Below are 12919 nucleotides of genomic sequence, written 5' to 3'. Positions count from 1 at the left end.
TGATATTAGGTTATATCAGGTGGCGTCTTTTAGCAATAGGTCTGTTGACTGATTGTTAGTACCGGGAAAGCTGTTTCTAGCTCCACGAACGGTTGTTACTGTTGTTACTATCGTATAGCAGCGTTATTTTTGCCGTCAACAAAGGTAACATTACCCCGCCGCACCGCCCACAAACTCCGCATACGCCCGCGCCACCTCTTTGGCCGGCCCCTGCATCCTTACTTCCCCCCGGTCCAGCCACATCGCCAAATCGCACAGCTCCTCCACCTGTTTGGGGGCGTGGGTGACCAGAATGATGGTGGCCCCCCGGTGTTGCAGTTCCCTGATCTTGGCCAGGCACTTTTCCTGGAAGGCCAGGTCGCCTACCGCAAGCACTTCGTCAATGAGGAGGATGTCCGGGTTTACGTGCACGGCCACGGCAAAGCCCAATCTCATGTACATGCCGGAGGAGTAGTTGCGCACGGGGTTATCGATGAAGTCGCCCAGTTCCGCAAAGGCAATGATCTCGTCCAGGCGCTCTTTTATCTCCTTGCGGGTAAGGCCCAAAATGGAGGCGTTTAAGAAGATGTTTTCCCGGCCGGTAAAGTCCGGGTGAAAGCCGGCGCCCAGCTCCAAGAGGGTGGATACCCTACCGTTTACCCTCACCTCCCCCTTTGTGGGGTAGAGGATACGGCTGATGATTTTTAAAAGGGTGCTCTTGCCGGAGCCGTTCCGGCCGATGAGGCCCACGGTGGTGCCCTTGGGCACGGTGAGGTTCACGCCTTTTAAGGCCCAGAAGTCTTCGGTTTTTTGCCGACCCCAGAAAATGACCCGTTCTTTTAAAGAAAGAACCCGCTCGTGATAAATGCGGAATTTCTTCCAGAGGTCCACCACTTCGACGGCAATCATTTAGTGCTCCCTTTCTATATTTCCTCGGCTATATTGCGCTTGAATTTATCGAAAACCCACAGGCTTGCCACCAGCAGGATTGCCAGGGCCACCGCCAGCTTTCCCAGGGCCACCCAGTCGGGCCAGTGCCCGTAAAAGAAAATAGCCCGGTAGGCTTCCATTAACGGAGTTGCCGGGTTGAGGTTGAAAAAAGGCCTTGCTTCCGGCGGGATGACGTCTACCGGGTAGAGCACGGGAGTAAGAAAGAACCAGACGGTCATGAGGATGCCCACGATGTGCTCCAGGTCCCGGAAGTAAACGTTGGCCACCGCGACCAGGAAAGCCAGCGAGGCCACCAGCATGGTCTGCACCAGGAGCACTGCCGGCAGGGCAAGGAGCGCTGCCGTAAGCCTGATTTTAAAGGCCAGCAGCGCCGGGATGAGGATGAGGAGGCTCAATAAGTAGTTGACCAAATTAGTCAGCACGATGGAAAGGGGCAGGACCTCCCGCGGGAAGTAAATTTTTTTTATCAGCGCGCCGTTTTGCACTAGGCTGGCCGCTCCCTGAAGGACAGAAGCGGAGAGGTAGTTCCAGGGAAGTAAGGCCACAAAAAGAAACATGGCGTAGTTTTCTATCTGCGCCCGCATGACGAAGGAGAAAACCACGCTGTAGACAATGAGCATCAAAAGAGGGTTAAAAAAAGTCCACAAAAAACCGAGCACTGAACCCTTGTAGCGTGCCCGGAGTTCCTTGGCCACCAGGTTACGCAGCATTTCGCGGTAGGCGTAGATTTCCTTTAGCTGTTGCCACACTTTGCCCCAAAAACCTCCGGAAAGGTGCCTTTTAGCTTGCCCAGCTTGCGCTTGAGGAAGCGATCCACATCATTTTTGGAGAGCTGGGCTTTGCTTTCCCCGACGATCTTTACCCTGCGCCCGCCCAGGGTACCGTCGCCCAGGATGTTTACCTCCAGATAATCGCCGGCCTTTTTTCGGGGAAGACCTCCTGGAACTTTTTCTTGATTTCCGGTAGGGCAGCCATGTTCTAGCACCTCTTAAGCAAACCGCTTTTGCAAGAGTATACCACAAAAAGGCATAAGAGTGCGACAGTACTTACGGCAAGGTTGGTATCTTTTGCAGCTTGGCAAAGATAGCCTTGGCCTCGCGGTTTGTTTTTTCCGCCTCCTGCAAGAACTTTTGCGCTTCTTCGGACCTGCCCTGCTTTTCTTTTACCAGGGCCAGCCAGAGGGTGGCTTCGCCTTTAAGCTGCTCCTCCTGCAGGGCGGTAGAGAGGCTTTTTTCTGCCTCCGCAAACCTGCCCAGCAGGTACTGGGCCTGGCCCACACCCAGCTGCACGCCGGGGGTAACGGAAAGCATGGGGGAGTCCTTCCAGAGCCTCTTTTCCTCCTCGCCCAGCGCCGCCACTTTTGCCTCAATTGCCTGCGGCACTTTGAGGGCCTCCTCCAGGTACTGGCGCGCCGCCTCTTTATTGCCTGCCTCCAGCTCACCGTGGCCCGTTGCGGCCAGCACCAGGGCCAGGTTTTCGTACCAGCGGATCTGCCAGGGGGCCAGTTCCACGGCGCGGCGGGCTTCTTCAACGGCGGGCCGGTAATCCCCCGCGGCCAGGTAAGCCCGCGCCAGGTCCGCCCGGCGGGCGGCGCTGTACTGGCTTAGCTCAACCGCCCTCTTGGCTTCCTCCAGGGCCGGCCCGACCTGCCCTGCAGAGAGGTATGCCCTGACCAGATTGGTGTGCAGGTCGGCGTTAAAGGGGTTGTAGGCCGCCGCTTTTTGCAGGGCGGAAAGGCCCTCGGCAAATTTTTCCTGGCGGAAGTGCTCCGCAGCCGTTTGGGCGTAGCTGTTGGCGGAGGCCAGGAGAAAGGCAAAGGCAAAGATGAGCGCGCAGGCAGCCGAGGCACCAGCTAAGACGGCGGGACGGGGCGAACGGCGCTCCGCCTTGCCCGGGACGTCGTGCTGCCCGGGCGCAAGGTTCCTCACGCAGGCAAAGGAAACCCACAGGGCCAGGGTGAGGGCGGAAAGGGAAAGATCAAAGTCCACAGCGGCATGCAGGCCCACCGCTAGAGCCCCGGCGGTCAGGGACCAGACCAGGGCGCGGCGGAGGCTGCCGGCCGGTGCGGCCCAGTAGGCCCGGTGGGCGGTTAAAAGGAAACAGACCCATATGCCCAGGATGGCCAAAAGTCCTACCATACCCGTTTCTACGGCCACCTGGAAGTAGTGGCTGTGCACCTCGTTGGAATTGTAAAGGTACCCCTGGTAGGCGCGGTAGGCCTCTTCCCAGCCGCCGCCGCCCCAGCCCAAAAGGGGGCGCGCTTTAAACATGGCCAGGGCATCTTTAATGAAGTAAGTGCGCTCAAAGGCGTTGCGCAGGTAGGCAAAGCTGAAGACTTTTTGGAGGACCTGCGGGTGGGTGGCCAGGACCGCTGCGAAAGCAATAAGCCCGCCCAGCATCAAAGACAGTAGGAGTAAAGCGGAGCGCTTCTTGTCCACAAGCCATGTGTTGAGGCAGCGCGCTGAAAGAAAAGCGTACAACCACTGCCAGACCAGGGACAGCACCAGGCCGCCGAGGACCCAGAGCCACGCCAAGCCATACTGCTTAGCTTCGGCGGCCAGTATGAACTTGTGCACAGAAAGGTAACCCAGGCCCCCGACCACCAGGGCGTGGAGCACCACGGGCAGGCGCTTTTCCCAGGAAAGCCCGATCACGTAGAGGATAAAAACTGCTCCGGTGATGAGCAGGCCCCCGCGGGATTTGGTGCCGAAGAGCACGGCAAGAAGGAGGAAGTTGGCCGGTGCGTAGAGGTACCCGTAGGGCCGCAGGTCCAGAATTCTGCGGGGCAGCGCTTTGAGTAGAGCCCGCTCGCGGATGCCTTCCTTAACGGCGCGGTCCCCGTACTCCGCCCAGAAGAAGAGCCCCAGGAAAGCCGCCAGGGCCAGGTAGCTGGCCAGGGCGTTGGGGTACTGGAAGGAGGAATAAATGCGGCCTCCCAGAAAACCGTCTTTTATGTAGATGATCCCAGTAGCGGTGAAGAGCCCGGCCAGGGCTACGCCCAGGGCCGCAAGGTAAACTGCGTGCAGGAGCTGCGCGGCGGTGCGCTCGTCCCGCACCAGCTGCGCGGCGGTCCAGTAGGCGAGAAAGTAGAGGAGGTTCTTGGTTACCTCGTCTAAGGCCAGGCCGGTATTTACTGCACCGAAAGCAGCTAAAAGGTAGGCCAGTGGCAATAAGAGAGTAAAATAATCTAGCGGGTGGGATAAAAAGCGGTAGTCCCGCTGCTCGTGCTTGTACAGCCAGGCTAACCAGCACACTGTTGCTGCACCCATGAGGGCCAGCTCCTGCTCAAAGGGGAAAAACAGCCCCCGGAAAAAGGGCGGGAAGAGTAGAAGAGCCACCAAGCTCCAGAAAGCGGCATGGTAGGCCCAGGGGTAGGCAGCGGTTTCTTTGGTCTTTGCAGGCGCCTTTGTTGTGGCGGCGGTTTTGGCGGCACGCGCCGCCGCTCGGGCGGCGGCTGCTTTTTTGGCCATAAGTAAAACCCCCGGTTCTGGTAATACCTTGTGTGAACCTGCTTTTTCTCGGGAAGTCAAGGCATTCCTTATCCTTCTGCCTCGAGGGCCGCTTTAGCTTCCCGCACGCAGGCTGCCGCTTCTTTGTTTCCTTTACTTTCCAGGTAAAGGGCATACTGCTCAAGATCGTGGGGTGAAAGCTCGGCAAGCGGGATTTCTTTCTTTTCCTCCAGGCCTTCCAGGTACAAAGTACCTCTACCTACCAACTGGCTAATGGCACACAAATAAAGTGATTTAAGAAGAGCGTCACTTACAATCGAGTCCGGTATGAAGATGATGAATAAGAGGGCGCTGAGAAATTCACTATGTGCGCCACTGAAGGCGGGATCACTTACCCACGCTGCAATTGTATCCCCCAGCGCATCCATAAAACACCTGGCATCTTTTTCAAGAGTTCTTGCGCTCATAGTGCTTTCTAGGTTTACCATCATTTCCCTGGCTATATTTTTCTTTATCTCTTTTCCCCTAACAATGGCACTGGGAATTCGGTATAGTTTTCTTAAGGTGAGAATAGCGTGAAGGTAGCCGTAGGGGGGCAGAGGAAAAGGAATTTTCCCTTCGGCAAGCTGCTTTAGATACGGCCTTATCTTTTGCAAGAAGGAGTGGGAGACTTCCTGCAGCACAAAGGGAACTTTTGCGGCAAGCTCAGTTAAGATTTCCTGTTTTTCTTTAATGCCCTCCGCCTTGAAAAATCTTTCCATTCCTGCAGCAAATTCCTGCGCATCAGAAAGGGTGGCGCGCAGTACCGCCTCGCCTACAGTCCTTACATCTCCCAGTTCGAGGATAAAGTAAAGCACGCCAATGAGCGGTTCTGCTTCCTCTTTACTCAACTTCTCGCAGCGCAAAGCATAGAGGAGCGCGTCAGCGGCTGCCTCGGCAAAACTACGGGTAAAGAGCTTCTGCGCAGCGGCGTCCAGAAAGGAGTTTTTTTCATTCTCCTCATTACGTAAAAGCTCGTTTACTTCTTTATTACGTAAAAGCTCGTTTACTTCTTTGACCGAAAAGCGTAGAAATTGCAGGGACCTGTAACGGCGAAGCATTTCAGTAAAAGTTTTCTCGCAAAAGTGGAAGTAGGCGGCGCAGTTTTCTTCGCTCTCCTGGGCAACCTTGCGGTAAAGTTTCTCAATAACTTGGCCTACCTCCTGGGCGGTAACTGAAGAAGTGCGGACCTCGCTGCTTCGTGTACCAAGGGCCAGCCCCAACGCTTCCACCAAGTGCGGAAAGCCTTGCGCACCTTTGCCGGCAGCCATGCGGAGGGAGTTCGTTTCTTCCTCAACGCGCTTAAAGCAACACTTCTTGAACTTAAGACCGCTGCCGCATAGGCAAGGATCGTTGCGATTTGGTCTGTGATAGGCATATTTTGGCACTTTAAGGTTTCCCCTCTCAGAGAAATCTCTTCGCCTATAAGGCTCGAGCGCTCTGTTGGTTGCTTCCAGATCAAAGCCCTCGGGGTCGAATTCCCTTCCCGCCAGGCTATGGTTTTCTCTGTACTTTGCCACACCTTAAAACTCGTAGGAGTAATACACGGCGATGCCCTTTTCCTTTGCATATTCTTCCACCTCGGGGGAGGTGGTCATGTGGGTGACCAGCACGGGAAAAACCTCCGGAAAGGCGCCTTTTAGCTTGCCCAGCTTGCGCTTAAGGAAGCGGTCCACATCGTTTTTGGAGAGCTGGGCTTTGCTTTCCCCAACGATCTTTACTTTGCGCCCACCCAGGGTACCGTCGCCCAGGATGTTTACCTCCAGGTAATCGCCGTTGCCCAGGGGCACATGGGCCCTCTTCAGGCGGCCTTCTACCACCAGACCGTAGTCCTGCTGCAAAAGGGCGGGCAGGGCTTTGTAGGCCTCATTTTCCAGGGTGTACCCCACGGTCATGGCCAGACCGCCCAGCTGGCGCCTGGTTTCGGCGTGCTCGGCAGTAAGCTTTTGCAACTCTTCCTCCGTGCGCTTTTGAGCCTCGGCAAGCTCTTGCAGGGCGCGCTCGAGACCCCCCACGCGCTCCTCCGTGCGCTTCTGCACCTCGACAAGCTCAGCCATGCGCTGGTCGGCGAGCCTCTGGGCTTCAGCCAGCTCGGCCATGCGCTGGTCGGCAAGCCTCTGGGCCTCGGCAAGCTCCTGTAGAGCGCGCTCAAGTCCACCCACGCGCTCCTCCGTGCGCTTCTGGGCCTCGGCAAGCTCCTCAACGCGCTGTTCGGTGCGCTTCTGCGCCTCGGCCAGCTCGGCTACCGCCGTTTCCAGGCGACCCAGCCTTACTTCGCTTTGCTTTTGCGCCTCGGCCAGCTCTTTGACAATTTGCTTTAGCTCGACAAAATCGCTGGCCTTTACCAGGTCGTTGTATAAGTCCGCAAATTCCGATAGTACCTGGGCCTGCTTTTCGGGGAAGACCTCTTGGAACTTTTTCTTGATTTCCGGCAGGGCAGCCATGTTCCAGCACCTCTTTAAGCAAACCACCCATTACGCCTTTATTTTAGCACACCCGGCTACCGCTTTCATCCTAACCCCTTTCCATGAGGTAGGGCCTTTCCACGGCAAACCGGCAATTTTTCAGGCCCCCAGAACTTCGAGCCCGTTGATGCGCCTGAAATGTCCACCTAATGCCTCATGCCCAGTTGCCCCAGGCGCTCGGCGGGGCTGATGATGCTGGTGATGCGCACGCCGAAGTTCTCGTTGACCACCACCACTTCCCCTTTGGCCACCGGCACGCCGTTGACCAGCACCTCCACCGGCTCGTCCACCAGGGAAGAAAGCTCCACGATGGCCCCGGGGGTGAGGCCCAGCACCTCCTTGATGGGCCGCCGCGTGCGCCCCAGGACCACGCTTACCTTCAGCGGCACGTCCAGCAAAAGCTCGAGCTTTTTCAGCTCCTCCTCGCTTAAGGCTAGGCGCGCCGCCGCGGGCGCAGCAGCCGGCGCGGCTGCCGGCGCCTCCTCCTGCGGCGGAGGAGCGGCTGCCGCCGGCGCGGGGGCGGGCTCTTCTTCTGCTGCGGGCGGCGGTCCCGCCGGGGCCACCTGCCCCAAAAGCATGGCGGCCTCCTCTTTGGCCGTCTTGAGGCTCATGATCTGCATGATTTCCGTGTCCACCAGCTCCCCGATGGTCATCTTAAAGGACGTGACCACGATGGGGTCGCCGATGGGCAGGCGGTAGCCCCTGGCGCCGTCCTCGGCCTCCAGTACCACCGTCTTGGGCGGGGAGATGTTGATCACGCGCCCGAACATGGTGGCCAGCGAGGTGGAGGCCGTGCCGATCATCTGGTTCATGGCCTCCGAGGCCGCCGAAAGCTCGAGCTCCGTGATTTGCTCGGCAACCTTCGTGCCGTCGCCGCCCATCATGAGGTCGGCAATGATGGCGGCGTCCTTTAACTGGATGACCAGCACGTTTAGGCCCTCTAAGCCCTCCGTAAACTCCACCTGGATGAGAACGTAGGGCACCTTGAAAGCGGCAAATAGGTTTTCCTGCGTGCAGGTCATCACCCGCGGGCTGGTGATGGTCACCCGCTGGTTGAGCAATTCGGAGAGCGTGGTGGCCGCCGAGCCCATGGTGATGTTGCCGATCTCTCCGAGGGCGTCCTTTTCCTCCGGCGTGAGGTCTTCTGCCGGACGGCAGCCGGCGGTCAGCCCCCAGGGCTCTCCTTCCGGAAGCGGGGGCGCCTCCCCTCCCGGCGCCGCCGCCTCCGTCGCGGCTGCTTCGCCTCCGGGCGCCACCGGCTCCCCGCCCTGCTCCTCCCGCATGCGCAGGAGGGCGTCTATTTCTTCCTGGCTTAAGAAACCGTTTTCAGGCACCTTCTTCCTCCTCCCCGACCAGCGCCACCACCTGCACGGCCAGGGCGTCCCCCACCCGCCCGGCCTGCACGCGGAACTTGAGCTCGTCCTCCACGAACATGTCCAGATCCTGGTTTACGGTGCGCTCCAGCACCAGCACGTCCCCTTCCTGCAGCTGCAGCAGCTCGTTTAGCGTAATCACCGTCTCGCCCAGGACGACTTTTAGCTCCACGCGGGAAAAGCCCAGCCAGTAGCCCAAACGCTGCTTGTCCTCGGGGCGCGGCGCGGGCATGCGGCGGCTGAACTGCTGGCGGATGGAGAGCTGGGAAACCACCGGCTCCATGAGGATGTAGGGCAGGCAGAGGTTTAAAAGGCCCCGGTCCTCCTCGTTGATGGAGACGTTAAAGGTGAGCAGGGCCATCACCTCGTTGGGCGAGTAGAGCCTGAGCATGCGGGGGTTGGTCTCGATGGCCTGCACCTCGGGCTCCACGGGCTGGAAATCCTGCCAGGCCTGGGCGAGGTGGTCCAGGATGTAGCCGGCCAGCTTTTTCACCACGGTAAGCTCGATGTCGGTGAATTCCCGCATCTGCTCCCCCGAAGTTCCCGGGCCGCCAAAGAGGAGGTCGAGCATGGCAAAGACCACCGGCGGGCCGGCTTCCAGCAGCGCCGACCCCTCTAGAGGCTTCAAGCTGAAAATGGTCAGGGCGGTGGGGGTGGGGATGGAGCGGGAGAACTCCTCGAAGATCATCTGCCCTACGGAGGCCAGCTCCACGTTCACCGCCGCCCGCAGGTAACCGGAGAGGAAGGTGGAGAGGAGCCGGGCAAACTGCTGGTGCAGCATCTCCAGGGTGCGCAGGTGCTCCCGCGAAAACTTGTTGGGCCGGCGGAAGTCGTAAGGCCTCACCCTTGCCGCGGGCGTTTTCGGCGCCGCCTCCACCAGGGAAAGCTCGCCCGCCGAAAGGGCGGCCAGGAGCGCGTCTATTTCCCCCTGGCTTAAAATTTCCTGCAAGGTTCATGCCCCCTTCTCAGGCCTTGCGGGAGCGGGCGAGCACTCTTTCTAAGGCCTGCAGGAGGCGGTCCTGCTGGAAGGGCTTGACGATAAAGTCCTTGGCACCGGCCTGGATGGCGTCCATGACCATGGCCTGCTGGCCCATGGCGCTGACCATGACGATGTTGGCGTTGGGGTCCAGCGCCCGGATGGCCTTTACCGCCTCGATGCCGTTCATTTCCGGCATGGTGATGTCCATGGTGACCACGTCGGGCTTGAGCTCGGCGTAAAGCTGCACGGCCTGCTTGCCGTTTTCCGCTTCCCCGGCCACTTCGTAGCCGTTTTTGGTGATGATGTTCTTGATCATCATGCGCATAAAGGCGGCGTCGTCCACTACTAAAACCCTTTTACCCAACGTTATTTCCCCCCCGTCTGTTCTTCCACGGTAATGCCCAGGGCGGCCATCAAGCGGTCTATGGCTCCCGGCTCGGTGAGCAGGAAGAAGTGCCCCCTGACGGGCGTTTCCTCTTCGTGGAAAAGCTCCGTCTCGATTACCAGCACCTGGTCCTCCACCCTTCCCGCGGCCACCATGAGCGAACTCAGCACCGCCCCCAGCATGTCAAAGGCAAAGATGGGCACGGTGGTGACCATGTAGAGGCCGGTCATCATGCTGATGGCGCTGATGAAGGAGCCCGTGAGCACGTTGCCCACTTCCCGCACCGCCGACTCGGCCATCTCGTCCAGCACCCTGGTCGTGCCCGCGGGCTGCCCCATGAGCATGTCCACCAGGTTGTAGGTGCTCTCCTCGTCAAAAACAAAAAGCACCAGCCCCGGGGCATCGCCCAGGACCCGCAGGCTGACGCAGCCCACCAGTTCCTCGTAGCCCCCCACCAGGGCGATCATCTCCTCCAGGGGCAAGAAGTAGCTGCGGGGTACGTGCATGTTCACCCGCCGGTTAATCAGCTGGGCCAGAGAGGTTACCGCGTTGCCCAGGCCCACGTTGCTGATCTCGCGCAGCGCGTCCAGCTCCAGTGTGGCCAGCTGGCGGTAGCTCAACGAACTCCCTCCCTTGCGGTCTTCCGGTAAAAGCAGGGGCGTAACCTTTCCAGCCCCAGCTGCTGGTAGTTGAAGATCATCTCCGTGGCGCCGATGAAGAGTATCCCCCTGGGTGCCAGGGCCTGCGCCAGCCTGGCGTTGAGCCTGTCCTGGGCCTCCCGGGTGAAGTATATGCTCACGTTGCGGCACAAAATGAGGTCGTAGCCCTGCCCGAAGGGGTCGACCAGCAGGTCGTGGCGGCGGAAGAGCACCCGGCGGCGCACGCCCTCGCTTAAAACATAGGTGCCACCTTCCCGGGTAAAGTAGCGGGCCAGGCGACGGGGCTCCACATGGCGCACGGCCTCCGGCGGGTAGCGCCCTTCCCTGGCCTTGTCCAGGATGTAGGGGTCGATGTCCGTGGCCTCGATGCGGTGTGCCCTGCCGGGGGTGAGCTCGTCTAAAATGATGGCCACGGAGTACGGCTCGGCCCCGTTGGCGCAGGCGGCGCTCCATATCTTCAGCTGTTGCTTTTCCTTTAAAAGCTCCGGCAGGTAGATGGTTTCCAGCTCCCGGAACTTTTCCGGGTCGCGGAAGAACTCCGAGACGTTGATGGTCAGGTAGTCCAAAAAGTCCTCGTAGGCCCGGCGGTCCTCCGTGATCCTCTGCCAGAGCGCCCCGTAGTCGCGCAGGCCGAGGCGCAGGAGGTAGGCGTCGAGGCGCCTTTTCAGCTGGTTTTCCTTGTAGCTGGAGAGGTCGAGGCGAAAACCCCGGGCCACCTCTTCTTTAAAGCGGGCGAAGTCCATTTTTCAAATCACCTTTAGCTTGCTCCCTAGCATGCGTATGCTCACCAGGCCGGTGGCGGTGTCAAAGATCATGGTGCGCCCGCGGTTACCTCCCACCTCTTCGGCCAGGATGGGCACGTTAAATTTTTTTAGCATTTCCCGCGCCTTTTCCACATTGCGCTGGCCGATGTTGAGGACCATCTTGTTGTCCAGCCCGGAAAACATCTGCGCCCCCCCCACCAGTTTGGCCTGAAGCCTGGGCAGGAGCGCCCCCGTCTTCCTGAGCTCTTCAATGAGGTACGGTATGCCCAGGTCGGCAAACTTGGCCGGCTTGGTGACGTTGTTGAACTGGGTGCTGTCGGGGAGCATGAAATGCAGGAGGCCCCCGATCTTGGCCACGGGGTCGTAGAGGCTGACCCCCACGCAGGAGCCCAGCCCCAGGGTGATCAGCCGCGCCGGTTCCCTGGCCACCTTGCAGTCGGCAATGCCGACCTGGATTTCCAAGGGGTCGTTTGCGTTCCTGGTCAGTTCCACTCTAACCTTCCTCTCTCTTCTCTGTTTCATTTTTGCTATCAGGTTCTATCAGGCAGTAGCACCTTGATAGCAAAGCAGGCCTGAAAGTTCACGCTCTCCGAGAGGCCGGGTATTTCCCGCCTGCCCGGCCGGCAGGGCAGGCGGACCACGGGCTTCTGGAGTCCCGCCCGAAACAGTCACCCCAGACTGCAAAGACTTCATCCGGCAACACAAAGGCCACCGTCTTTCCATGCGAGCCCAAAAGCTTCCAAACGGCGGGGTGGTTCTAGCGCCCGGCCTGCAAAGGCTCCCACCCGGAAGACCGGGAACTGCTTGCCAGATCCCCAGGGCGGCGTTTGCCGCGCGCCCCAGAAGGGCCACCCGGCGGTGCTCGGGACTTTCAGTCCTTCATCGTCAAAGCCCGCCTTCGCGTGCGCCCCAAGCCAGCCAGCGCACGTTCCAGCGGCGCTTTCTCCCGCCGGGCCGCTTCCCGGCCCCCACGCCCCGGGACACCCGGGGCAAAACAACTACGGCCCCCAAAAAAACTAGGACCCCAAAAACTAGACCGCGTTGTTTCCGTAATAGCGCCGCAACAAAATCTCTTTCACCCTGTTCTTGGGCGTGTACCGCGTTATCTCCTCATCGTGCAGCCTGGCCTTCAGGTTCATCGCGGCCACCTGGTCGGCACCAGCGGTAAACCCGCACTTCCGGCACCTGAAGGTGTCCCCCTCACGATTTTGCGGGTCCACCCACCCGCACACAGGGCAGGTCAGGCTGGAGTAGGCCGCGTTCACCGGTCCGGGGTCCTCCACGGAATAGACGTAGCTTTTGTACTCCCATCTCTCCCCGGTAATGCGCCGCATCCAGAGGCTCACTATCCTGGAAAGCCCCCTGCTCCCGGCCTTACCGCGCAGGCGCGATAGGTCCTCATAGGCCACCACCCTGGGCCTGCGCGCCTTCAGAAATTCGTTGAAAGCACGGTTGATTTCGTTCTCGCACCTGCGCCGGAACCTCAGGTGCCGCTTCCGCTGCTTGGCCAGGCCCAGGTTGTGCCTCCTTATGCGCCGCGCCCTGGCGGGGTCCCGCTCCAGGTTCCTGCGGTACAGCGCCCAGAGCTTCTGGCGCTTCCTGCCCTTGTCCAGGATGTAGTCCGACATTTTCTGAAGGGCTTTACCGTACTCAGCCCGGTACTTCCTGCCCGTGTCGTCGGTGAACACCTCCGTCACGCCAAGGTCTATGCCCGCCTCTCCATCCCCGGCGGGAAAGACTGCCGGCTCAAAGCTTATGTGGACCTCCACCGCCCGCTCGTCGGGCAGGAGCACCACTCGCAGGTTCCCCTCCACCGCGTGCACCCCCGCCAGAGGAATGACCACCCTCTCCCCGGGAGTCAGAGTGGACACCGCTA

13 protein-coding genes are annotated in these 12919 nt (G+C 59.7%); all 13 read right to left on the bottom strand.

Annotation, left to right across the window (positions count from 1 at the left end):
• Nucleotides 1-150: 150 nt before the first annotated feature.
• A complete protein-coding gene (locus tag G454_RS18415; RefSeq protein ID WP_035107504.1) occupies nucleotides 151-888 on the bottom strand; it encodes an ABC transporter ATP-binding protein in 738 nt (245 codons plus the stop codon).
• Nucleotides 889-902: 14 nt separating this feature from the next.
• Nucleotides 903-1679 carry an ABC transporter permease gene (locus tag G454_RS0108655; RefSeq protein ID WP_027718310.1) on the bottom strand — a complete coding sequence of 259 codons (777 nt, stop codon included), beginning with the start codon at nucleotides 1677-1679 and terminating at the stop codon, nucleotides 903-905.
• Nucleotides 1664-1915, bottom strand: coding sequence for a hypothetical protein (locus G454_RS0108650; protein ID WP_027718309.1), 252 nt, complete (start codon nucleotides 1913-1915; stop codon nucleotides 1664-1666). Before G454_RS0108650 ends, G454_RS0108655 begins: the two co-directional genes overlap by 16 nt.
• 61 nt (nucleotides 1916-1976) lie before the next feature.
• Nucleotides 1977-4400: a tetratricopeptide repeat protein gene (locus G454_RS0108645; protein ID WP_027718308.1), complete on the bottom strand. Its 2424-nt coding sequence runs from the start codon at nucleotides 4398-4400 to the stop codon at nucleotides 1977-1979.
• 68 nt (nucleotides 4401-4468) lie between these two features.
• Nucleotides 4469-5938 carry an SEC-C metal-binding domain-containing protein gene (locus G454_RS0108640; protein ID WP_035107503.1) on the bottom strand — a complete coding sequence of 490 codons (1470 nt, stop codon included), beginning with the start codon at nucleotides 5936-5938 and terminating at the stop codon, nucleotides 4469-4471.
• Nucleotides 5939-5941: 3 nt separating this feature from the next.
• Nucleotides 5942-6862: a hypothetical protein gene (locus tag G454_RS18410; RefSeq protein ID WP_051276117.1), complete on the bottom strand. Its 921-nt coding sequence runs from the start codon at nucleotides 6860-6862 to the stop codon at nucleotides 5942-5944.
• A 167-nt stretch (nucleotides 6863-7029) separates the two neighbouring features.
• Nucleotides 7030-8217 (bottom strand): flagellar motor switch phosphatase FliY, encoded by a 1188-nt coding sequence (fliY, locus tag G454_RS0108630; protein ID WP_027718306.1) that lies wholly within the window; start codon nucleotides 8215-8217, stop codon nucleotides 7030-7032.
• Nucleotides 8210-9205, bottom strand: a complete 996-nt coding sequence (gene fliM / locus G454_RS0108625) for a flagellar motor switch protein FliM (protein WP_027718305.1) — start codon at nucleotides 9203-9205, stop codon at nucleotides 8210-8212. Before fliM ends, fliY begins: the two co-directional genes overlap by 8 nt.
• A gap of 16 nt (nucleotides 9206-9221) precedes the next feature.
• On the bottom strand, nucleotides 9222-9599 hold the full coding sequence (locus G454_RS0108620) for a response regulator (RefSeq protein ID WP_027718304.1): 378 nt from the start codon (nucleotides 9597-9599) through the stop codon (nucleotides 9222-9224).
• A gap of 2 nt (nucleotides 9600-9601) precedes the next feature.
• The gene (locus tag G454_RS0108615) at nucleotides 9602-10240 is read right to left on the bottom strand and encodes a chemotaxis protein CheC (protein WP_027718303.1); all 639 of its coding nucleotides are present in this window, start codon (nucleotides 10238-10240) and stop codon (nucleotides 9602-9604) included.
• Complete coding sequence (locus tag G454_RS0108610; protein WP_027718302.1) at nucleotides 10237-11022, bottom strand: CheR family methyltransferase; 786 nt, start codon at nucleotides 11020-11022, stop codon at nucleotides 10237-10239. Before G454_RS0108610 ends, G454_RS0108615 begins: the two co-directional genes overlap by 4 nt.
• A gap of 3 nt (nucleotides 11023-11025) precedes the next feature.
• Complete coding sequence (locus G454_RS0108605; RefSeq protein WP_027718301.1) at nucleotides 11026-11535, bottom strand: chemotaxis protein CheD; 510 nt, start codon at nucleotides 11533-11535, stop codon at nucleotides 11026-11028.
• A gap of 539 nt (nucleotides 11536-12074) precedes the next feature.
• A partial coding sequence (locus G454_RS18405) for a zinc ribbon domain-containing protein (protein WP_035107501.1) occupies nucleotides 12075-12919 on the bottom strand: 845 nt, incomplete at its 5' end.

The organism is Desulfovirgula thermocuniculi DSM 16036 (genome assembly GCF_000429345.1).
GTDB lineage: Bacteria > Bacillota > Desulfotomaculia > Desulfotomaculales > Desulfovirgulaceae > Desulfovirgula > Desulfovirgula thermocuniculi.
Note: the sequence above shows the minus strand (reverse complement) of the source record. Positions and strands in the feature narration are given on the sequence as shown.

Coding starts and splice junctions, on each gene's coding strand:
- G454_RS18410 (WP_051276117.1), bottom strand. CDS start 6,862: ATGGCTGCCCTGCCGGAAATCAAGAAAAAGTTCCAAGAGGTCTTCCCC.
- G454_RS18415 (WP_035107504.1), bottom strand. CDS start 888: ATGATTGCCGTCGAAGTGGTGGACCTCTGGAAGAAATTCCGCATTTAT.
- G454_RS0108610 (WP_027718302.1), bottom strand. CDS start 11,022: ATGGACTTCGCCCGCTTTAAAGAAGAGGTGGCCCGGGGTTTTCGCCTC.
- G454_RS0108645 (WP_027718308.1), bottom strand. CDS start 4,400: ATGGCCAAAAAAGCAGCCGCCGCCCGAGCGGCGGCGCGTGCCGCCAAA.